Source organism: Anaerococcus obesiensis ph10, assembly GCF_000311745.1.
In the GTDB taxonomy this organism is placed as follows: domain Bacteria; phylum Bacillota; class Clostridia; order Tissierellales; family Peptoniphilaceae; genus Anaerococcus; species Anaerococcus vaginalis.
Window position 1 is genome coordinate 30,087 of the sequence record NZ_HE978533.1, and the last position, 22,077, is coordinate 52,163.

Genomic DNA, 22,077 nt, shown 5'->3' on the forward strand with positions numbered 1-22,077 from the left:
CCCCTTAGTAACGAAGTATTAAAAATTAATTGTAATTTAGTAAATCATAGAAAAACATTAAGCTTAAAAAATAAAAAAATCTGCATTTAAAAAAGGACTATTTCTAGTCCATTTTCACTCTTTTTAAAAGTGCCATTGCAAAAATAGCAGTAATTATTACAGAAATAACTCCATTTATTGAAGAAACTCCAAGTTTTTGTACAACTTCTACCATATTTGCTTCAAATGACAATCCCATAGCAACTTTATTTTTTATAAAAGTGTATAACAAATAAAGAATAATATAGGTTATTTGTCCAAAAAATCCTGCAAGAGCTGCTTTTGCTTTTTCATTTTTTATTTTTGTTTTGTGAAAAATCAAACCTGCCACAAAGCCCATCATAAATTTATTTATAAATGTAAATGGTGCTGATGCAAAATAAAGTGGATTTGTTAAATCAAAAATTGCAGAACCAACTCCTGCTGCAAGTCCTCCAAGTCCTGGTCCTAAAATTATTCCTCCCAAAAGACAAAAGGCATTTCCTAAATGAAATCTTGTATCTCCCATTGGCGTTTTGAGTGGTATTTGAAAAAATGCTGAAAAAATAAATACCAAGGCTATAAAAAGACCTGTATATGTAAGTTTTTTTGTAGATAATTTAATCATGAGTCCTCCTATTTTTATTTCTACGTTTTTCTATCACAAACTAATTATATAATACAAAGGAAAATGTGTAAATATATCATTTTTCTATAAAATATTTTATAAATATCCATTTTCAAATTTAAAATGCAATTTTTTTCTATAAAATTAAAAATGTAACATGAGTTACAGAAATTAATTTGAATTTTTTATATAATAAATTAAAAACAAAAAGGAGTTATAGATGAGCGAATTTTTAGGACCAATACATTATATGATGTATGAAAAAATAAAATTTCAAGATAAAATTACAAATTTTCTTTTAGATGGCAATACAAAAGAAATTGACGAAAAAATTAAACCAGTTTCAACTGATAATTTGGAAAATTTAATAGACCAAGAAAATATTCACGGCTGGCTTGATTCAAAAATTGATGTTGTAGAAAATAGACTTGCTTTTGCAATTAAAAATAGCAAAAATGCCAAGGAAAAATTATTTGATTTTGGAAAAAACAAGCAGTTGGAAAAAAATTTTCTGATTATAATGAAATTTTTAAGGATTTAAATGCCATGATTCTTGATGGAATGCCATGTGACAACGGACTTTCTGCAACAATTGATGAAAATGGAGATTTATTTTTAATTACAAATGTAAATACTCACGAAAAATATTTCAAAGATTTTATAAATCCAGAAGATTCTCTTTCAAACACTTGCGAAGGAGGCCACAGCCACGACCACCACGAAGCTTTTGAAATTAATAAAAATGGTTTTGAATTAAAAGAAGAAATTTCTCCATATCATGAATATAGGTACGAATTTTTAAAAGGATATTTTGAAAATTCTCCCTACGCAGTTGACCTTGTTTGTGGAATTAATTATAGAATTTACAAAAAATAAAAAATATTATACAAAATGGATAAGTATATCTTGGAAAAATAATAAGGAGGCTATATGAAAAAATTAAGTGCAAATATTTTAGATGGCAAATTTGAACATTTGATAGACGAAGACAAACTACAAATCACCCACCTACAAATCAAACAAGGTGAGGAAATTCCAAGCCATAAGTCAGATAAAAACGTAGTGGTTGTAATTTATAAGGGCAAGGTTAATTTCACTGGAGAAAATAAAAGTGAGATTATAGTGCCAGGTAATATAATAACTATGAAACCTAATGAAATGCACTCTTTAAAGGCAATTGAAGATAGTGATTTGATGGTTATAAAAGCAAAAATTTAAAAATAAAAAAAGGATGTTGCAAAATGATTAATCGTTTCAAAATAATCATAGGGAATTCTCATAAAGTTTCGTAACAATTGGCCATTAAACTCAACACGAAACTTAAAAAATTATGATTGTAAGACGATAGTAATTCACACTTTGCAACATCCACTTTTTTATTTGTTTTTCTTTTTAATTTTTAACTTTTTTTCTCTTCCAAACAATTTATTTGTTGAATAATTTAGGATATTTTTCTTGTAAACTCTTGCTGCGATTATATACATTAGAACTATTCCGCCTAACAAAATTACTAAGGAAATCATTCCTTGTAAAAGGCTTGCGTTTTCGTAGATCAATCTCATTGGCATAAAAAATGTTGACAAGAATGGGATGTAGGATAAAATTTTTATAAAATTATTTGGCTCACTTCCTACAAATGATGTGGAAATAAAATAGCAAAACATAATTATTAGCATAATTGGCGTTGCCATTTTGCCTGCATCTTCTTGCTTTTGTACCAAAGAACCAAGCATAGCTGAAAGGATTATATATAAAATCAATCCCAAAACCATAAATAAAACTATTTCTCCAACTAATTTATAATTTATTCCTTCAAAAATTTCAGAAATATTAAATCCTAGCATAGTTTTTATTTTTTCGTAAAATCCTGTAAATTTAATTATGGCAAATCCAACAAGTCCCAAGGCTAAATAAATTCCAAAATGAACTAGCATAGCAAGAATTGTTCCAAAAATTTTTCCAGCCATATAAGTGCCAGCTTTTACTGATGAGAAAATAAATTCTAGCATTTTTGTGCCTTTTTCAACTGCAATATCTTGCATTATTATTTGTGAATAAAAAATTAAAACAAAATACATTACAAAAATTGTAGCAAATAGGGCTAGCATATTTCCTGGATTTTTTAAATTATCTTTTATTTCGTGAAGATTTACTTCTGGTTTTTGGCTAATTATTGCATTTTGCTTGGCGTCAATATTAGAATTTTTCAAATTTTCTTTTCTTTGCATATCCTCTGCCAAAGAATTTATTACAAGCATAGGAGTTCTTGCTGTTGTATCTCCATAATAATCAAAATTTAAAAGTCCGTCTTTGTTTTTCACTTCAAGGTAGGCTGAAATATCTTTGTTATCAAGAGCTTTTTTCGCCTCATTTTTTTCTTTAAATTCAAAATCTACCATAGGATTATTACGGAAATTTTTCTTGTATTTTTCTTCCGTTACAACTGCAATTGTGTCTGGAGTTTTGGTTGAGTAAGAAATGTAGGAAATTATTCCAATAACTACAGCCATAATAAAAGGCATAAGAACCATAACCCAAAAAGTAGGCGATTTAAGGTGTTTTTTTAAAGTATCAACTGATACAGTCATAAATCTATTCATTTTCTTCCACCTTTCTTGCAAAAATTTCATTTAATGTAGGAGGCGATTGGTCAAAATATGGAACAAATCCAATATTATCTACAATTTTTTTGAAAATAACTTTTGCGTAATCTTCATTTTTCAAAATAAAAGTCCACTTATTACCATCTTGGCTAATCATTTCTATATTTTCATCGTTTAAGAAAAATAAATCTTCGCTTGATTCGACTACAATTTTATTTCTTTCGTAAGAATTTCTAATTTCTTGAGGCGAACCATTCAAAACAATATTTCCTTTTTTAAGCATTATCAATTTTTTGCAAAGACTTTCCACATTTTCCATATTGTGAGATGAAAACATAATTGTCGTTCCTTCTTTATTTACATCTTTGATTATTTTTTCCAAAAGTCTGATGTTGTATGGATCAAGACCAGAAAAAGGCTCATCCAAAATTACAAATTCTGGTTTATAAATTAAAGCACAAAGAAGTTGAACTTTTTGTTGGTTTCCTTTTGAAAGCTCCTTGATTTTTGATGATAATTTTCCATCAATTTCAAAATATTCAAACCATTCTTTCAATTTTTCATCAGAAATATTATTCATTTTATTTAATTTTGCAAAATATCTTATTTGATCTTCTACTTTTCTTTTTGAATCAAGAGATCTTTCTTCTGGCAAAAATCCAATTTTTTCCAAAGGAACTTTAGAAAATTTTTTGCCATTATAAGTAATCTTGCCATCATATTTTGAATAAAAGTTCATTATACACCTAAAAAGTGTTGACTTCCCAGCGCCATTTTGTCCTATAACTCCAAAAAGTTCTCCATCTTTCACTTCAAAATCAAGATTATTTAAAGCAAGAAGATCTCCAAAACTTTTACTTAATCTTTCTACTTTTAACATACGTACTCCTTAATTTTTTAGATACTAAAACGTATCCATTATTATTTTATCATAGAAAAGTAAATTAAAAAAAGGTGCTGTTGAAAAATTATGAATAATTATTATTCTTCAACATCACCTTTATTATTTTTGTATTTAATATATTTTAAAATTTCAAAATCAAGAGAATTTACCAAAATTGCAATTACAACTCCTACCAAAGTATCCAAAGTTCTATTTAGGGCAAAATTTATAGCTCCAAAATTTTCTCCATAATGATTTATTGAAACAGATGCAAAAACAATGCACATAATAGAAATTGCATTTGGCTTATCCATTGATGATAAAATCCAAATTAAAAATGCCATTATTATAGAAATCAAAAAATAATTTCCTATGTCATTTGTAAAATTTTTCCTAACAAATAAAAGATATAAAAATCCAACAAATCCTCCAATGCAAGTTCCCAAAATCCTATTTAATCCAATATCAATTGAGCCGTTTACGTCATTTTTTGTACAAATTATAGCAGCTATGGCAGAATAAAATGGCAAGGCATTTGCCGATCTAAAATGCGAAAATGTAAAAGATAAAAATACAGCCAAAGCTGTTTTGAAAATTCTTTGTCCCGGTTTTTTTAATTTCATAATCCAAGCCTATCAAATAAAAAATCAAAAAATGTATCTTCATTTACCCTGTTTGCTATATATTTTTTATTTTTTGAATTAATTTCAACAATACTTCCCCTATCAAAATCTTCATTTACCTTGATAGCTTTTTCTTCAAAAATAAATGCTTGTGGTTTCAAAACCATATAAAGCAAAATCCCTGCCTTTATTTCTCTTTCATTTTTTGGATAAAATTTATAAAGATTTTTGATATTTTCAAAAACAGGATCAGAAGTTGATTTTTTCAAAATTTCATCAGGCAAGGTCAATGAATTCGAAATATCTATTGGCAAAATAAAAGTTTCAATATCTTCTTTCAAAACAATATTTGTAGCCTTTGGATCGGTAAAAAAATTAAATTCTGAATTTTTTGTAATATCTCCAGAAGAAAAATTTGAACCCAAAATAAAAATATGGTCAATGTATGAAACAAAATCATCATATTTTATTATTGCTTTTGCTATATTTGTAAGAGGACCTGTCGCAATAATATCAAGCCTTCCACAATCTTTTGCCAAATCATATAAAAAATCTTCAGGACTTGCATCAGATAAATAATCTTTTTTCTTGTCAAAAATTAGAGAATTTTCTCCCCTAATCAAAATTTCTTGATTTTTCAAATTAGAAGATGAGCCCTCACAAATTGGCAAAATTAAATCTTCCATATTTGCCATAGAAAGAATATTTTTTGCGGCAAATTTTGAATCCATAAAAGAGCTTACAGAAGAAATTCCAACAATTTCAAATTCATTAGAATTAAATGCCATTTTAAGCATCAAAATTTCTGATAAAGTAAAATTTGTATCTATATAAATAAATGGTTTTTCTTTTTCCATAATTCACTTCCTTTTTTTAAAAATTATACCAATATTAATTGAATTTTCTATCAAATTTTATAAGCAAAAATATAAAGAATATATTTTTAATTTTTACAATCAATTAAAACTTCTTGGTTTTTAATTTTATTTTCAAAATATATAGTTGTTTGACAAAATACAAATTAATTAAATAAATATAAGAAGATGACCGATTTTTGTGAATATTTACAAATAATAATTTATATAATAAAATAGTTTTTAATGATTAGGAGGAAAAAATGAAAGAATTTTTAAAAAGAAAAGGAATAAGTTTATCGGCAAAAGTTTATTTTATTGATGCTCTAGGCTCAATGGCTTTCGGACTTTTTGCAACTCTTTTGGTTGGAACAATTTTAAACACAATCGGCAAATCTTTTGACATTAAATTTTTGTCAGAAACAATTTGGCCCCTTGCCCAAGAAGCCACAGGACCTGCAATCGCCGTATCAATCGCCTACGCTTTAAACGCTGACAGATTAATTTTATTTTCATCAACAATTGTAGGACTTTCTGCAAATAAATTGGGAGGTCCAATGGGAGTTTTTATCGCAACATTAATCTCCGTAGAAATTGCAAAAATAATTTCAAAAGAAACAAAAATCGACATAGTTTTAACTCCAGTTGTGACAGTTTTAGTTGGAGTAATGATTGCAAATTTAGTAGGGCCTTTTATCCAAACGCTCATGACAAAAATCGGAATAATTATAATGGATGCAACAAGACAAAAGCCTTTTATAATGGGGATTATTGTTTCAGTAATTGTAGGAATTGTTTTGACTCTTCCAATTTCATCGGCTGCTCTTTGTATGACCATAAGTCTTTCAGGACTTGCGGCAGGAGCTGCGACAATTGGTTGCTGTTGTCAAATGATAGGCTTTGCAGTAATTTCATTTAAAGAAAATAAAACCCAAGGCTTAATTGCTCAAGGACTTGGAACAAGTATGCTCCAAATGCCAAATATAATGAGAAATCCAAAAATTTTAATTCCGCCAACACTTGCCTCAGCAATACTAGGACCTTTTTCAACAATAATTTTTAAACTAGAAAATTCTCCAATAGGAGCCGGCATGGGAACATGCGGTTTGGTAGGACAAATTTCAACTTTCACAGCAATGAGCCATGTCCCATTTTTAAAATTATTATTTACAATAATAATAATAATGCATATAATCCTTCCAGCCATAGTTTCCTTAATAATTTATTATTTCATAAAAAAAATCGGCTGGATAAAAGATGGAGATATGAAGTTGGATTTCTCCAAATAAAATTTATTTAATAAAAATATTTTAAATTTAAAAATGGACTATGCAATGCACAGTCCATTTTTATTTGTAATTTTTTAAATTCTTATCCAAGTTTTCATCTATTAAATTGAATTTATTTATTTTTTTCTTTTTTTAGAAACAAATAGGCCGCCTACAGAACCTGCCAAGATTGTCAAAATACTTGCTGATGAACCTACTCCAGTTTTAACATTTTTTGATTTATTATTAGCTGGTGTAAGTTTTGCTTTTTTAGAATTTGATGTGATTTCTTTAGCTTTTTCACTTACAAGCTTAGAGCCATCAATCATATTTTTTGAACCATCTGGATATGTTATTGTTACACTACCATTTTTTGTCACTTCAATGTTGATAGCCTTTGGATTTGATTTTTTAACCTTACTAGCAATTTCTGCTTTTTCCTTATCAGTCAAATTATTTTTATCTTTAACCAAAGTCTTAGCCGGAATTACTGCTGGATTATTTTGAGCATCTGTTTTATTATTTTGTGCTTGTGCCATTTTCTCAACCAAATCGCTAGCATTAATTGTATCCTTAGAATTATCTGGATATGTTATTGTTACATTTCCTTTTTCATCTACTTCTACTTGTGTATTTTTTGGGAAATTATTTTTGTTTATGTCTTTTATTTTATTTTTAATTTCCTCTTTTTCTTTTTCTGTTAATTTTTCTAAATTATTAACTTTTATTTTATTTTTTGGAAGTAGTGGATTAATTATTTCAGAAATTGGCATTTCTGGTTTTTCAATTTCTGTTGCAGCACCTTTTGATTCTTGGAAAACTAATTTTCCTGATTCAATCATATCCTTTGATTTATCTGGATATGTTACACTTACATTTCCTTTTTCATCCACTTCTACTTGTGTATTTTCTGGGAAATTATTTTTGTTTATGTCTTTTATTTTATTTTTGATTTCCTCTTTTTCTTTTTCTGTTAATTTTTCTAAATTTTTAACTTTTATTTTATTTTTTGGAAGAATTGGGTCAATTGTATCAGCAATTGGTTTTTGTTCTAAAGCAGCTAGCATTTGTCTTTTCTTATTAATTTCAAGTCTTAGATTTTTTATTTCCAAATCTAGTCCCTTAATTTTTTCATCTATTTCTTTTATTTTTTCTCTTAACTCTTTTTCTTTTTCATCTTCAGCCTTTTGTTCTTCTTCTAATTTCAAAAGTTTTTCTTTAAGAGTTTTTATCTCATTTGCTGTCTTTTCACTTAAAGCCTTGCTAGCATTTTTTTCTTTTTCTAATTCTTCTATTTCTTTCTTATTTGCGTCAATTTTTTCTTGAATTTTTGCTTTTTCTTCTTCAAGTGCTTTAATCGCTTGGTCTTTGTTGTCTATAGCCTTTAATTTATTTTGTTTTTCTTCAATGCTATTTTGAATATTTTTAAGATTTTCTTTTTCAGCATCTACTTCTTCTTTAGCTTTTTCAACAAGTTTTTCTTGTTCTTCTTTTGCTGCTTTAAGCTCATTGACATTTTTTTCAGTTTCTGGCTTGATTTTCTTTATATCTTCAATCTCTTTTTCTAAACGCTCAATTTTTTTGTCAAGCTCAGCTTTTTTAGCCTCTAAATTTTCATAATCTTTAAGCTTTTCTTGTTTTTCTGAAATTTCTTTTCCAAGTTTTTCTTTTACTTGTTTTATAATATTTAATGCACTTTCTCCACCAATTTTTTTATTTTCAAGTTCTTTTATATCTTTTTTTAATTTCTCAATTTCATCAATTACATCTTGTGGTGTTTTATTATTTAATTTTTTTTCTAATTCTTCTTTTTCTTTTTGAATTGGTGCTATTTGAGCTTTTTTAGCCTTAATATTTGTTTTTATTTCTTGTATTTGTTTATCAAGTTCTTGATTTTTCTTAGCTAAGTCTATTGCATCTTTTTTAGCTTGTTCTTTCTTATTTGAAAGTTCAGCAATCTTATTTTGTATATTTGTGTTTTCTTGTTCTTTTTCTTGAATTTGTTTTTTTGAATTTTCAATTATTTCATCAAAATTAGGAATAACACCTTGAGGAGGATTACCAGCTTTTTTAGCCTCTTCATAGTTTTGTTTAGCTTCTTTTGTCCTTTCAATATGTGTATTCAAATTTTGAATATTTCTTTTATTTTCTTCGATTTTTGCTTGTTCGCCTGAAATTTTATTATCAAAGTCTGCTACTTCCTTGCCTTTTTCAGCGATAGTTGCAGAATTTCTTGTCTTTTCTTCCTCTAATTCTTTTACTTTTTTTTCAAGAGTAGACATTTCATCTTCAATTTTTTTAATTTCTTTTTCTTTATTTTCAATGTTTTTATCCAAATCAGTATCATAATCTGGATATTTATCTATCAATTTTTGCAATTCAGCCTTTTTCAATTCATAACTAGCATTAACAACCTTTAATTGATCCTCAAACCCTTTTTTATCTACTTCATTTTTCTTTTCTTTTGCTTTCAAATCAGTGATTTCTTGTATAAGGCTTGTCTTATTAGCGATTATATTGTTTAAACTTTCTTGAATTTTTTCTCTTTCTTCTTTAGCTTTTGGAAGTTCTTGTTCATACTTAGCCAAATCAGCTGTATATCTTTCTAAAAGAGCATTTTCTTTCTCATAAGCTTTTTTCTTTTTATCTAATTCTTCACTAGATTTTTCTAGGCTTTCCTCAAGTTTTTTCTTTTTATCTTCACTAGCTTTTTCTTTTTCCTTATCTTCTTCTATACTTTCTTCAAGAGCCTTCTTATCCTTTGCTGGATCAAAGTTTTTTATATCCTCAATTTCTTTTTCCTTTTTCTCAAGGGCTTTTCTTAAATTTTCTTTTTCCTCATTAGCTTTTGCTAATTTTTCATCAAAAGATTTAAGAATTTTTTGGTTTTCAGCTTCTTTATCCTCAAGTTCCTTGATTTTATTTTTTAAATCATCAATTTCCTTAGCCAACTTGTCATTTTTCTTGGATAATTTATTAGAAAGTTCAGATTTTTCTTTAAGCAAGTCTTCTTTTTCTTTTAATTTTTCATCCAATTGCTTTTCTAATTGAGCAATTTCTTTTTTAATAAGAGCAATTTTATTTTCAATTTCTCCCTTACTTTTCATATTTATAGAATTTACATTAAGATTTTCTTCAGCTCTTACCATTTTTCCATTTGAAAAAATAATGCTAGAAGACAAAGCAAGCACCATAGCGTATTTTGCTAATTTTTGTTTTTTCATAATTTATACCTCATCTTTTATATTGTATTAGTTTTGTTTTATACATTATTTTCATATCTTACCAAAATATTTCTAAAGTGTCAACAAAAAATTTTCAAGAAAGTTTATTGATTTAATTTAGCAAACTTAATAGGTGTATGTTAGTAAATATGAGCTTTTTGTGAAATAAAAATGTAAGAAATGTGAGGGATTTTTTAAATAGCAAAAGCAAAATTTGATTTTTAAATAAATATATCTAAAATTTACTCTGGGGAGAAAAAAATATTTGAAATTTTAAAAATAAAAATAAATAAAAATTATTTATTAGAAAATTTCAAGTTGTTAATAGAATTTTTTGTGAATTTTTAAAAAATTTTCAAAAAAAGAAAGTGCAAGCACTTTCTCAGACTGTTGACAAACTAAAAAAATATCCATTTCGAGCGAACGTAGTGAGTCGAGAAATCTCATGAGATCTCTCCGTGCGTTCGTTTCACTCACACTAAAACTCATTTATTTCGCAAACTTTTTCGTGATTTTTCACTTAGTTTTAGGGATGATTGTGCTAAATGAAGGCACAATCATCTAGTCGAGATGGACTGTAGATTAATCTCTATTTTTTCCTGTAAACTTTTTTATACAAAAATATACAATAGCAAAAGTAAAGTAACTTATACTTGCATTTGTGTTATAAAAATCAATATCCAAAATCAAGTTTAAAATTAAAGTTATTAGAAAAACTCCACCCATTACTGTTAATGTTTCATTTAGAGGATTTTTCATAAAATAGTCATCTCCCTTATTTTCTATAAAATAATATCAGAATTATTTTATCGTAACAACTTCCTATTAGAAACCTACCCGTTATGAGCTTGTTCAAACATTTAATATTTTTAGAGATTATTTTTGTGAATTTAAAAATCGTGCCAGTGGCACGATTTTTAGCTAGTCTTGATCGCTGTATTGTTTTAGTTTTCCTAGGGCTTGATTTTCTATTTGTCTTATTCTTTCTCTGGATAGATTATAAATTGTTCCTATTTCTTCTAGGGTTTTTGGTTTTTCGTTATCCAAACCGTATCTATAAATTATTATTTGTTTTTCTCTATCTGAAAGTTGATCCAAAGCTTTCATTAGGAAATCTTCCATATCTTTTTTTAGGATTTGATCGTCTACTGGAATTGAATCGTCTCCTACCATATCCATCAGCTCATCGCCTGTTGAATCTTCTGAGTCAAGATTTATGTTTAGGCTTGTTGAATTTACTTGATTTCTGTTTATCAAAAATAAATCGTCGGCTTGTTTTTTGTCGATTCCTTCTTGTTTTAAAATCTTGTATAATTCTTCTTCGCTTGCTTCTGGATTTGCTTTTAATATTTGTTTTAATTTGTTTAATTTTAAATATTTTCCAGCTGGTATTCTTATTGTATGACCTTCTTTGTTGATTGCTTTTCTTATTGCTTTATCAATCCACTTGTAGGCGTAGGTTGTAAATTTGTATCCTAATGTTAGATCAAATTTTTCTGCAGCCCTTATCATTCCAAGCATGCCTGATTGGACTAAATCTTCAAGTTCAAGGTCGTTTCCATGTGAGCGATAAAAATATGAAGCCCTGCTTCTGACTAAACCTTGGTTTTTATCTACTAAGGCTCCAAGGGCATTTTGATTTCCTTCTTGAAATTGTTCTACAATTTGCTCATTTGTTAAATCAGAAAGCCTAATTATGTCAGATCTTTGCCTTGCAACGATAGAATTTTTTATTTTTTTTCTATCTTCTTCCTCTTCTATTTCCAGTTCTTCATCTTCCAAAAACTGTTCAAATTCTTCTTTTTCATCTTCTGTTAAGCCCTTATAAATTTTTTGGGCTTGTTTTTCATCAATATCATCTTCATCGAAAAAATCTTTAAATTTTTCAAAGACTTCTTCGTCATTAAAATCTATTTTATCCATATAACCACCATAATTGATCTGCCTAAGCAGCCAAGTTCTTATAAAAATGATTTAAATTTTTATAAATTGAATTTATCTACCTTTACCATTTATTTTTCCAAGTCTTTTTTTATATCATCAAGTTTTTTTATTATTTGATCTGATAAGGGAAATTGCTTGAAATTATTTGAGAAATCTTTTTTTTGATTTCTTTTTATTTTTACCCTCTTATTTAAAAGATCATTCCTAAGCTCAAGGGCAGTCATCCTGCTTGCTCCTCTTTCGAAAGCAAGTGATTGAATTTGCCCATCGTCGGTTACAACTTTTACATTGTGACGACGTGCATATTTGTTTGTCATTTTTTCAATGTAGGTATCTGCTGTTTGAAATTTTTTGGTATAGACTATTTCTATGCCTAGTTTTTCAAATATATTTTCTTTTTCACCGTCTGAATTGTAGGCATCAAAGACTACAATAACTTTTTCATTTGAAAGGGATGCGTATTCTGCCATCTCGTCTATTAATTTTTCACGAGCAAGCTCTAGGGAATTTTCTTTTATATGAATTAATTCAGGCCAAGAATTTATTATGTTATAGCCATCAACATAGGTTATATTTTTTTTAGTTAAAGCCATTTTGTCTTAGACTTTCATAGATTGCGATTGCACTTGCTACCGATGCGTTTAATGAATTTATTTTGCCAAGCATTGGTATTTTTATTAGTCCATCGCAATTTTCTCTTACAAGTCTTGAAAGTCCCTTTCCTTCATTGCCAACAACTAGGGCAATTTTTCCTGTAAGATCTGTTTGGGTAATATCTCCTTCTGCTTCTCCAGCTAGTCCATAAACCCAAAAATTTTCTTTTTTTATTTCTTTTATGGCCCTATTTATATTCTTAACCATGGCTATATCAATGTTATTGATTGCACCTGCACTTGTTTTGTAAACTGTTGAATTTACTTTTGCAGATCTTCTTTCTGAAATAATTATTCCATCAAATCCAAAGGCCTCTGCACTTCTAATTATTGCACCAAGATTGTGAGGATCTTCTATTTGGTCTAGAATCATTAATCTTTTTTTATCTTTTAAATCATCAAGGTCCTTGTATTTGTAATCTTCTACTTCAATTTCAACACCTTGGTGGTTGCCAGAAATTTTTGAAAAATAATCCTTGTCTTCATAAAAAATCGGAATATTTTTATCTTCTAATTTATTTATAATTTTATCAATTAGCTTGTGATTTTTGCCTTTATTATTTAAAATATGAGCTTTTTTTATATTTTCTCCTGCATCAATGGTTTCAAGTACAGATTTTCTTCCATATATACTTGCCATTATTTAAGCTCCCACTTGGTTCCTTCTCTGGTATCTTTGATTAAAATTCCCATTTCAGAAAGTTTATCACGAATTTGGTCAGCTTTAGCAAAATCTTTTGCTTTTTTCGCTTCTTTTCTTTCTTCAATTAATTTATTTATCAAATCTTCATCAAGAGAGTCATCTGTTTTTTTCCTATTTTCTATTCCAAGAACATCTTCAAGTTTTATAAATAAATCTCTAGTTTTTTCTACAAATTCTTTTGAAGAATTTTCATCTAGTTTGGTATTAGCAAATTTTGAAATTTCAAATAAAACTGTAAGGGCATCTGCAGTGTTTAGGTCATCATCCATAACTTTTCTAAAATTATTTTCAAAATTATCAAGCTCTCTTACCAATTCTTTTTCTTCATCTTTTAAATTTCCACTTGCTTTTTCTAAGAGATCGTCCATCCTAAATTTGGCATTGTTTAATCTTTCTAGGGAATTTTTTGCTTGCTCTATTATTTCTCTTGTGAAATTTATTGGAAGTCTATAGCTTGCAGACAAAAGCCAAAATCTTACAACCATAAGGTCGTATTCTTTTTTAATATCGTGTAGGGTAAAGAAATTTCCCAAAGACTTGCTCATTTTGGTTCCATCAACTTGGATCATGCCGTTGTGCATCCAATAATTTGCAAATTTTTTGCCTGACCTTGTTTCTGATTGGGCAATTTCATTTTCGTGATGAGGGAATTGTAAATCTTCTCCACCAGCATGAAGGTCAATTGTTTCTCCCAATATTTTTTTACTCATGGTTGAACATTCTATATGCCAGCCCGGTCTACCCTTGCCCCAAGGAGAATCCCAAGAGATTTCTCCCTCTTTTTTTGTAGCTTTCCATAGGGTAAAATCCATAGGATTTCTTTTTTTGCCCTTGTCCTTATCATCTAATCTGTTTGATGCGCCTTCTCTTAAATCTTCAATATTTTTTCCAGAAAGATGACCATAATCTTTTGCTTTTGAAATATCAAAATAAACATCTCCATCAGATTCGTAGGCACAATCCTTATCCACCAATTCTTTTACAAATTCTATAATATCATCGATAGTTTCTGTAGCTTTTGGGTGAATGGTCTGATCTTCATCAAGATTTAAATCTTTTGCATCTTCCATATAAGCTTTTATATACTTATCTGTAACTTCCTTAGTTGATATTTTATCTTTAATGGCCTTGTTTATAATTTTATCGTCAACATCTGTAAAATTTACAACATATTTTACGTCATTGCCAAGATATCTTAAATACCTTCTCATTGTATCAAAAATTACCAAAGGACGGGCGTTTCCTATGTGCATATAATCATAAACTGTTGGGCCGCATACATACATTCTTACCTTATTTTCATCAATTGTCTTGAAATCTTCTTTTTGTCTTGTGAATGTATTATATATTTTCATATTAAAAATTTTCCTTAACGTAATTTAATCTGTCGATCATTTTTTCCTTGCCCATAATTACAAAGGCATTTACAAGTTCTGGTCCGTGAACATTTCCTGTAAGTCCTGCCCTAACTGGGAACCATAAATTCTTTCCTTTTATTCCTGTTTCTTTTTGGATAGATTTCATTATGGTTTTTGCAAAGTCTAGGTCAACTTCATCAACTTCTTCAAGTTTTCCAATAAAGGCATCAAATAAAGTTTTAGCATCATCAGTTTTTATAGCTTCAACCGCTTCATCAGTCCATTTCATATCTTTATCATCTACATAATAAACATATGCCTCATCCTTGATGTCAGAAAATTTATCAATTGCTGATTGCCAAGTTGCTGCAAGAAGATTTAATTTTTCTTCTGGATAATCTTCGCCGAAAAATCCTGCTTCAATACAATATGGTTTAATTGCAGCTGCTAAATCTTCAACGCTCATTTCCCTTACATAATGACCGTTAACCCAATCAAGTTTTCTTACATCAAAAACTGCTCCGGTTTTATTTACCCTATCAAAAGTAAATTGGTCAGCAAGTTCTTTCATTGTAAAAATTTCTTCTTCACTATCAGGTGACCATCCCAAAAGAGCCAAATAATTTATAAGTCCTTCTGGTAAATATCCTCTTTCGATGAAATCTTCAACCATTCCATCTCCATTTCTCTTAGAATATTTTTTGTGATCTTTATTTAAAACTGTAGGAAGGTGGATATATTCTGGAGCTTCCCATCCAAAAGCTTGGTATAAAAATACGTGTTTTGGAGTTGAAGAAATCCATTCATCCCCTCTTACAACGTGAGTGATTCCCATTTCGTGATCGTCAACAATAACTGCAAAATGATAAGTTGGATATCCGTCTTCTTTTATTAAAACTTGGTCATCCATATCATTTGTATTAAAGGTGATTTTTCCCTTAATTCTATCTTCAAAAGAAATATCTGTATCTTTTGGAAGTTTTAATCTTACAGTATATTTTTCTCCGTTAGCAATTTTTTCTTTTGCTTCTTCTAGTGTTAATGAACGACAAAGTCCATCATATTTTGGAGTAAGACCATCAGCTTTTTGTCTTGCTCTTAAATTGTCAAGTCTTTCTTTTGAGCAAAAACAATAATAAGCCTTGCCTTCTTCGATTAATTTTTCAATATATTTATCATAAATTCCAGCCTTAACCCTATCAGATTGGATATAAGGACCGCAATTTCCTTTTTCGGTAATTTCTCCATTTTCATCAAGCATAACACCTTCGTCAATTTCAATTCCTGACCATTTTAAAGTCTTCAATAAATTTTCCAAGGCTCCTTCAACAAATCTGGTTCTGTCTGTATCTTCAATTCTTAAAAGCATTTTTCCACCAGTATGTCTTGCATAAAGGTAATTAAAAAGTGCTGTTCTAAGTCCACCGATGTGGAGGTAACCCGTTGGTGATGGTGCAAATCTAACTCTTGTTTCTGTCATAAGTCCTCCTTAAAAATATCACTTTTATTATATAATATCTCGACTAATTTATAAACTTATATTTTTTTGAAATTTTTCACATTTTTTAAAAATAGCGAAAACGAAAGGGAGTGCAAAACTCACTCCCTCCCAAATACTTCTTATATATTAGCATAAAAAATAATTTTTTTCAAGATTTATTATCAATTATAAGGATCTACTTTTAAATGAAAATAAATTATTTTTCAAAGAATAACTTCCTATTACTAATTGATATTTTTATATTTTAAATATGATATAATTAAATAAAATTAAGGAGGAACAAATGGCAAGATATTTAATAGGCAATTCTAACGATACTTGGAATTTTTATCAAGCTTATTATGCTTGTAGTCCTGGCGATATTTTAGAATTAAAAGAAAATTTTCATCTAATTTTAGAAGATGGATTTTTTGAAATAGATAAAGATTTGACCTTAGAAGGTCACGTTAATTTTGAAGATAATACAAATTATTATACAAATAAAATTGTTGGAAGACTTAACATAAAAAATAAAGCAAATGTAAATATAAATAGTTTGTGGTTAGAATCAAATAATAAATTTGATAATATTTTAAATATTAAAGATTCTTCCACTGTTTTTTTAAATAAAGTAATAATAGATAGGACTGATCTTATAAAATTAGATTCTAGTCAAGAAAAATATCCAGAAGTTTATGTTTCTGAAAATTCAAGCTTAAATTTTGAAAATGTTAGTACATTTGATAAGGGAGATTTTTATTCTAAATTATATGCAAAAAATTCTAATATAGAAATCAACAATTCAGACTTATGTCTTTCTTTATCATTTGATTATTCTAATGTAAGTATTAACAAGTCCTGTATAAAAAAATATTACACAAATGCAATAAATGCTAAACATTCAGATTTAAAAATTAATAACTCCACTGTCAACGGAGGAGATACCCAAAAAAGATATCCTTGTTTATACATATATAACACAAATATAAATTCAAATAACAATTTATTTATACAAAAAAATTACCCTAGCTGCTTGTTTTTAAATGAAAACTCATATTTGATCTCTAATGATGACATAGTTTCATCTGTGGATATTAATTCTAGTAGAGCTTTTATTTCAAAATTAACTGTTAATGAAATATTTTGTATAAATCAAAAATCTCTTGCAATTGTAGAAGACTCCTTTAATTTAAAAGGAGAGAATAATGAAAAAATTGACTTGCTTATTCAAGATAACTCTATACTTAAAGCTTACGAAATTTCCCTTAATAGATATTTTGCCCCTAATATTAGAATTAATGGTAGCTCTACCTTATTAACTGAATTTTTATCTATTAACGGCGAATATTATTATGATGAAAATTCTCCAATAAAAATAGAAAGGTCTGATGATTCCTATTATAAGGTCGGCTTAATTGAAAATGATAATTTGGATGAGGAATTTTTATATGACGATATAGATGATGATGAAAATATCTCATCAAATGAAAACGAGCTTTCGCCATACGATAAGCTTAATAAATTAGTTGGATTAAATTCTGTAAAAAATGAAATAAACAAAATGATTAGGATGGTCGAATTTAATAATAAAAGAATCCAAATGGGTTTTCTTCCTGAAGAAAATTCGCTCCATTCTGTATTTCTTGGAAATCCTGGAACTGGAAAAACAACTGTAGCAAGGCTTATCGGAGAGATTTTATTTGAATATAAGGCCTTATATAATAAGGAAGAATTTATTTTCATTGAAGCTAGTGAATCTGATTTGATTTCATCTAATGTAGGTCAAACTGCTGAGCAAACTTATAAATTATTAGAAAAAGCAAAAGGCGGAATTTTATTTATAGATGAAGCTTACACCTTAAATAAGGGAGATTCCTCTGTAAATTTCGGTCAAGAAGCTATAAATACTATTCTTAAATATATGGAAGATCACAGAAGTGAAATTATGATAATTTTTGCTGGATACACTAAGGAAATGGAGGAATTTTTAGATACAAATCCTGGTCTAAACTCTAGAGTTGCCAACAAATTTGTTTTTGAAGATTACTCAAGTGATGAGATTGTTCAAATCGGAGAAAGTATTTTAATTGAAAAGCAATATGTAATAGAAGATAGAAATTATTATGAAAAAAATGTGAAATTTGCTTATGAACAATCTATAGATAAATCTAACGCTAGATGGATTAGAAACTTTAACGAAAAACTACTAAAAGTATTTGCGACAAGAGTTATAGAAAGTGAATCAACAGATCTTTCGACTTTAACAAACGAGGATATTGATCAGGTATTTAATATTGGCAAATACAAAAACTATGATGGAAAAGATGAGGATGCTTATAATAAATTACAAAATCTTATAGGAATAGACCAAGTAAAAAGGCAAGTTGATGAATTTATTTCTATGGCAGAGCTAAATAAAAAAAGAAGAGATTCAGGACAAAAAATCCAAAACTTCACTTTGCATTCCTTATTTCTTGGAAATCCTGGTACAGGAAAAACCACCGTCGCTAGAATTTTAGGTAATCTTCTCTATCAAAAATCTATTATAAAAGAAAATAAATTTATAGAAGTTTCAAGATCAGATCTTGTCGCAGGTTATATAGGTCAAACTGCAATTAAAACAAGAGCCGTTTTAAAATCAGCACTTGGTGGAATTTTATTTATAGACGAAGCCTACAGCCTATCACAAGGATCTGATAATGATTTTGGAAATGAAGCAATAGATGAAATCTTGAAATTTATGGAAGATTATAGAGAAAGCATAGTAATAATATTTGCTGGATATAGCAAGGAAATGAAAGAATTTCTATCTTTAAATTCAGGTCTTCAGTCAAGAGTTCCAAACAAATTTTATTTTGAAGACTACACTGTAGATGAGCTTGTAAAAATCGGCTTATCAAGCTTAGATAAATTCGCATATAAGGTTGATGAACAACTCTACTATCAAGTTGTAAAAAACAATTATAACAAATCAAACGACCATAGTAATGGACGATGGATTAGAAATTTTAACGAAAAATTAATCAGAATAATGAGCCAAAGAATTTCAAATACAAATGAAGATGATGTAAACACAATTACAATAGAGGATTTGGAACAAATTAAGGAGTAAAAATGGCTAATCAAAATCAATATATTAAACCACCATCAAAAGATAATAATAAAGTTATTAATAATGATGACGAATATATTACACCACCTTCCAAAAAAGAAGCAGAATATGTAAAACCTCCAACAATTGAAGAAACTACCAATCAAAATGTTACTTATGATAATAAGTCTAAAGATGAATTTATTGACCCTTACAAAAATCCATCTTATTTTTCCACACCAAAAATGGGAATAACATTTTATATAAATTCATATATAATAATTTCTTCAATTTTTATTCTTATTAGCTTTGATTATAGCTTTCTAAAAGGAATGCTTTATTTAGCGTATTTTTTATTAACAAATTATACTTATTCGTGGTATGCAGATTATAAAAGATATGTTGGTGGAAGATTTTCATCATTTTTCAATCCTTATGGAGCTGTAAATATGGCAAAAGCTTCAAGCAAATTTATGAACTATCACGAATCATCCACTAGCACAAATTGGCTTGGCGAAACAAAAACAACCTATAGGAGAGATGTAAGTACATCAACATTTGTATTTTTTATTGTCCTACTATTTACAGAGCTAATTAAATATTTTATAACCATACCTTTGGCCTTCTTAACATTATTTTTTCATAAAAGAACCATAAGAAAATATAATGAGGCTGTTGATAATAATAACTAAAAAATAGGCTGTTGCAAAAAAATCTTGCAACAGCCTATTTTTTAAATTGCCCTACCCATATTTTTGGAATCTAGGATTTTTTCGTCTAGATTTTCTAGGGCGTCTTCTAATTTTTTTATCATTTTTTCTTTATTTCTCATGTGAGATGTTACTTTTACAAGATTTACTATGTGTCCTGATGAGTAGAGGACATTTCCCGGAACATCTAGATTTTTTAATAATTCTATTTGTTCTTCTAGGTTTTCTCTGTTACTTGTTTCTTTAAAATCTCCTTCTTCTCTCATTTTATATAATTTTGACCCTCTTTGAACGTCTGTACTCATTATAAAAATTCCTATTGGTGGATAGAGGTTTAAAAATTTTGCTGTTTCTCTTGCATTTTCTTTTGAATTTCCATTTCCTGCAACTCCTTGCATTACTATGGCGTTGTAGGTCATGTTTGCATATTTCATTTTCTCTATACCTTTTTTATAATCTTTTAGATCTGCTCCCTTATCAAGCCAGTCTAGGACTTTTTGATTTCCTGTTTCTACTCCAAACCAAAGTTCATTGTAGCCTTTTTCTCTTAAGAGTTTCAAATCTTCTTTGGTTTTATTTTTTAAATTATAAAAACTTGCGTAGGAAGTTATTGTTTTTACTTCTGGGATATATTTGTGGATTAAATCGGCAATTTCTACTAATTTTACTGTTGAAAGGACAAAGGGATCTCCGTTTAATAAATAAATTCTTTCTATTGGTCTTGGATAGGTCATGGAAATTTCTAAAATATCACTTTCTACATCTTTTAAAGGAGAAATTCCAAAATTTGTCATACCATACATGGTACAAAAGGCACACTTATTGTGGGAACAGCCGTAAGTAACTTCCAAAAGTGGAGTGTAGGCTTCAAGTGGTGGTCTATAAACTTGTCCTGTGTAATGCATAATACTAAATCCTTTCTAAAAATTCTTCGATTTCTTCTTCTTTGCTCTTGTAGGTTGTTACAAATCTTGCTACGAATTTATCTTCTCTTTTTTCTCCCACTTCAAAATAAGCAAATTCTTCCCATTTTTTTATATCTTTATCTGAAATTTCTACAAAAACTTGGTTTGATTCAAATTCATAGGCAAGCTTGTAGCCTTTTTCTTCAAAGCCTTTTGCCAATTTTTCTGCCATTTTGTAGGCTTTTTTTGCTCCTTTGATATACAAATCATCTTGGAAGAGTCTTTCAAACATAATTCCTGTAACAAAACCTTTGGCAAGCATAGCTCCTTTTTGTTTTTGCAAATTTCTGAAATTTTTCTTCAAATTATCATTTACAATTACAAGGGCTTCCCCGAACATAAGTCCGTTTTTTGTTCCTCCAAAATAAAAAATATCGCAAAGTTTGGTCAAATCTTTAAATTTTAGATCAGATTTTTCATTTGCCATGGCGTGTGCTAGTCTTGCCCCGTCCATAAATAAATATAAGTCGTGTTTTTTACAAAAATCGTAAAGCTCTTCCAAATCTTTTTTACTATAAAGTGTTCCAACTTCTGTTGTGTTTGATATATAAACTTTTCTTGGAACTGTGTGGTGTTCGTTGGTAAAAGATTTATATTTTTCTTCCAATAATTTTTTTGTGATCTTTCCGTCATTTGTTGGAATTGTTTCGATTTTTATTCCACAAGCCTCGATTGCTCCTGCTTCTTGATCTTCAATGTGGCCTGTTGTTGCAGAAATTATTGATTCTTGTGCCACCATTCCTACACTTGCCCCAAGAATATTTGCTCCTGTTCCCCCGTGGATAAAATAAATATCAACATTTTCATCTTCTAATTTTTCTTTAATCAATTTTTCAGCATTTTTGCTGTGATCATCAACCCCATATCCTGGATTTATTTGGTCAAGATTTTCTTTTATAGCATCTAAAATTTCTGGATAACAAATATCTGAATAGTCATTTCTAAAATTAATCATAAATTCTCCTTATAAAAAACGATTTTCTTATTCCTATCATACATTTTTCATAAGTTTTTTCCATTTTAAAATTTACAACCATCACTTTGTTAGTCGAATTTAATTCCTAGGATTTCT

Annotated in this window: 20 protein-coding genes; 6 read left to right on the plus strand and 14 right to left on the minus strand. The window is 28.4% G+C overall.

Annotated elements, in window-relative coordinates; genetic code table 11:
- Positions 1 to 103 precede the first annotated feature (103 nt).
- Complete coding sequence (locus HGAG_RS09405) at positions 104 to 646, minus strand: ECF transporter S component (protein ID WP_019118903.1); 543 nt, start codon at positions 644 to 646, stop codon at positions 104 to 106.
- A 220-nt stretch (positions 647 to 866) separates the two neighbouring features.
- On the opposite strand from HGAG_RS09405, the gene HGAG_RS12215 reads away from it, so the two are divergent.
- The 3 genes from HGAG_RS12215 to HGAG_RS09415 are packed head-to-tail and all read left to right on the plus strand — an operon-like array spanning position 867 to position 1,864.
- Complete coding sequence (locus tag HGAG_RS12215; protein ID WP_244263858.1) at positions 867 to 1,187, plus strand: hypothetical protein; 321 nt, start codon at positions 867 to 869, stop codon at positions 1,185 to 1,187.
- Between the two features lie 5 nt (positions 1,188 to 1,192).
- On the plus strand, positions 1,193 to 1,522 hold the full coding sequence (locus HGAG_RS12220) for a hypothetical protein (RefSeq protein ID WP_244263859.1): 330 nt from the start codon (positions 1,193 to 1,195) through the stop codon (positions 1,520 to 1,522).
- Positions 1,523 to 1,576: 54 nt separating this feature from the next.
- Complete coding sequence (locus HGAG_RS09415) at positions 1,577 to 1,864, plus strand: AraC family ligand binding domain-containing protein (protein ID WP_019118904.1); 288 nt, start codon at positions 1,577 to 1,579, stop codon at positions 1,862 to 1,864.
- A gap of 158 nt (positions 1,865 to 2,022) precedes the next feature.
- On the opposite strand, the gene HGAG_RS09420 is transcribed toward HGAG_RS09415, so the two are convergent.
- The 4 genes from HGAG_RS09420 to HGAG_RS09435 all read right to left on the minus strand — a co-directional run bounded on the left by HGAG_RS09420 (position 2,023) and on the right by HGAG_RS09435 (position 5,612).
- Positions 2,023 to 3,246, minus strand: a complete 1,224-nt coding sequence (locus HGAG_RS09420) for an ABC transporter permease (RefSeq protein WP_019118905.1) — start codon at positions 3,244 to 3,246, stop codon at positions 2,023 to 2,025.
- Positions 3,239 to 4,129 (minus strand): ABC transporter ATP-binding protein, encoded by an 891-nt coding sequence (locus HGAG_RS09425; protein ID WP_019118906.1) that lies wholly within the window; start codon positions 4,127 to 4,129, stop codon positions 3,239 to 3,241. The genes HGAG_RS09420 and HGAG_RS09425 overlap by 8 nt, the downstream gene beginning before the upstream one ends.
- A gap of 101 nt (positions 4,130 to 4,230) precedes the next feature.
- On the minus strand, positions 4,231 to 4,755 hold the full coding sequence (locus HGAG_RS09430) for an FUSC family protein (protein WP_019118907.1): 525 nt from the start codon (positions 4,753 to 4,755) through the stop codon (positions 4,231 to 4,233).
- Positions 4,752 to 5,612: a nucleoside hydrolase gene (locus tag HGAG_RS09435; RefSeq protein WP_019118908.1), complete on the minus strand. Its 861-nt coding sequence runs from the start codon at positions 5,610 to 5,612 to the stop codon at positions 4,752 to 4,754. The genes HGAG_RS09430 and HGAG_RS09435 overlap by 4 nt, the downstream gene beginning before the upstream one ends.
- 260 nt (positions 5,613 to 5,872) lie before the next feature.
- Here HGAG_RS09435 and HGAG_RS09440 point away from each other — a divergent pair, with 260 nt between their 5' ends.
- Positions 5,873 to 6,898 carry a PTS sugar transporter subunit IIC gene (locus HGAG_RS09440; protein WP_019118909.1) on the plus strand — a complete coding sequence of 342 codons (1,026 nt, stop codon included), beginning with the start codon at positions 5,873 to 5,875 and terminating at the stop codon, positions 6,896 to 6,898.
- 116 nt (positions 6,899 to 7,014) lie between these two features.
- On the opposite strand, the gene HGAG_RS09445 is transcribed toward HGAG_RS09440, so the two are convergent.
- The 7 genes from HGAG_RS09445 to gltX all read right to left on the minus strand — a co-directional run bounded on the left by HGAG_RS09445 (position 7,015) and on the right by gltX (position 16,239).
- Positions 7,015 to 10,101 (minus strand): MiiA motif-containing surface protein, encoded by a 3,087-nt coding sequence (locus HGAG_RS09445; protein WP_019118910.1) that lies wholly within the window; start codon positions 10,099 to 10,101, stop codon positions 7,015 to 7,017.
- A 582-nt stretch (positions 10,102 to 10,683) separates the two neighbouring features.
- Entirely contained in the window at positions 10,684 to 10,860 is a 177-nt protein-coding gene (locus HGAG_RS11665; RefSeq protein WP_019118911.1) for a hypothetical protein, read from the minus strand.
- A 162-nt stretch (positions 10,861 to 11,022) separates the two neighbouring features.
- Entirely contained in the window at positions 11,023 to 12,024 is a 1,002-nt protein-coding gene (locus HGAG_RS09455; RefSeq protein WP_004839833.1) for a sigma-70 family RNA polymerase sigma factor, read from the minus strand.
- Positions 12,025 to 12,113: 89 nt separating this feature from the next.
- Positions 12,114 to 12,638 (minus strand): NYN domain-containing protein, encoded by a 525-nt coding sequence (locus tag HGAG_RS09460; protein ID WP_019118912.1) that lies wholly within the window; start codon positions 12,636 to 12,638, stop codon positions 12,114 to 12,116.
- Complete coding sequence (rlmB, locus tag HGAG_RS09465) at positions 12,625 to 13,338, minus strand: 23S rRNA (guanosine(2251)-2'-O)-methyltransferase RlmB (protein WP_019118913.1); 714 nt, start codon at positions 13,336 to 13,338, stop codon at positions 12,625 to 12,627. The genes HGAG_RS09460 and rlmB overlap by 14 nt, the downstream gene beginning before the upstream one ends.
- Positions 13,338 to 14,756, minus strand: coding sequence for a cysteine--tRNA ligase (cysS, locus tag HGAG_RS09470; RefSeq protein WP_019118914.1), 1,419 nt, complete (start codon positions 14,754 to 14,756; stop codon positions 13,338 to 13,340). Before cysS ends, rlmB begins: the two co-directional genes overlap by 1 nt.
- A 1-nt stretch (position 14,757) precedes the next feature.
- Positions 14,758 to 16,239 (minus strand): glutamate--tRNA ligase, encoded by a 1,482-nt coding sequence (gltX, locus tag HGAG_RS09475; protein ID WP_019118915.1) that lies wholly within the window; start codon positions 16,237 to 16,239, stop codon positions 14,758 to 14,760.
- Positions 16,240 to 16,543: 304 nt separating this feature from the next.
- On the opposite strand from gltX, the gene HGAG_RS09480 reads away from it, so the two are divergent.
- Together HGAG_RS09480 and HGAG_RS09485 are read left to right on the plus strand one after the other, a co-directional pair.
- Entirely contained in the window at positions 16,544 to 19,351 is a 2,808-nt protein-coding gene (locus tag HGAG_RS09480; RefSeq protein WP_019118916.1) for an AAA family ATPase, read from the plus strand.
- A gap of 2 nt (positions 19,352 to 19,353) precedes the next feature.
- Complete coding sequence (locus HGAG_RS09485; protein WP_019118917.1) at positions 19,354 to 20,022, plus strand: hypothetical protein; 669 nt, start codon at positions 19,354 to 19,356, stop codon at positions 20,020 to 20,022.
- Between the two features lie 41 nt (positions 20,023 to 20,063).
- On the opposite strand, the gene HGAG_RS09490 is transcribed toward HGAG_RS09485, so the two are convergent.
- Complete coding sequence (locus HGAG_RS09490) at positions 20,064 to 20,945, minus strand: radical SAM protein (RefSeq protein ID WP_019118918.1); 882 nt, start codon at positions 20,943 to 20,945, stop codon at positions 20,064 to 20,066.
- Between the two features lie 4 nt (positions 20,946 to 20,949).
- Positions 20,950 to 21,960 (minus strand): threonine aldolase family protein, encoded by a 1,011-nt coding sequence (locus tag HGAG_RS09495; RefSeq protein WP_019118919.1) that lies wholly within the window; start codon positions 21,958 to 21,960, stop codon positions 20,950 to 20,952.
- Positions 21,961 to 22,077: the final 117 nt, after the last annotated feature.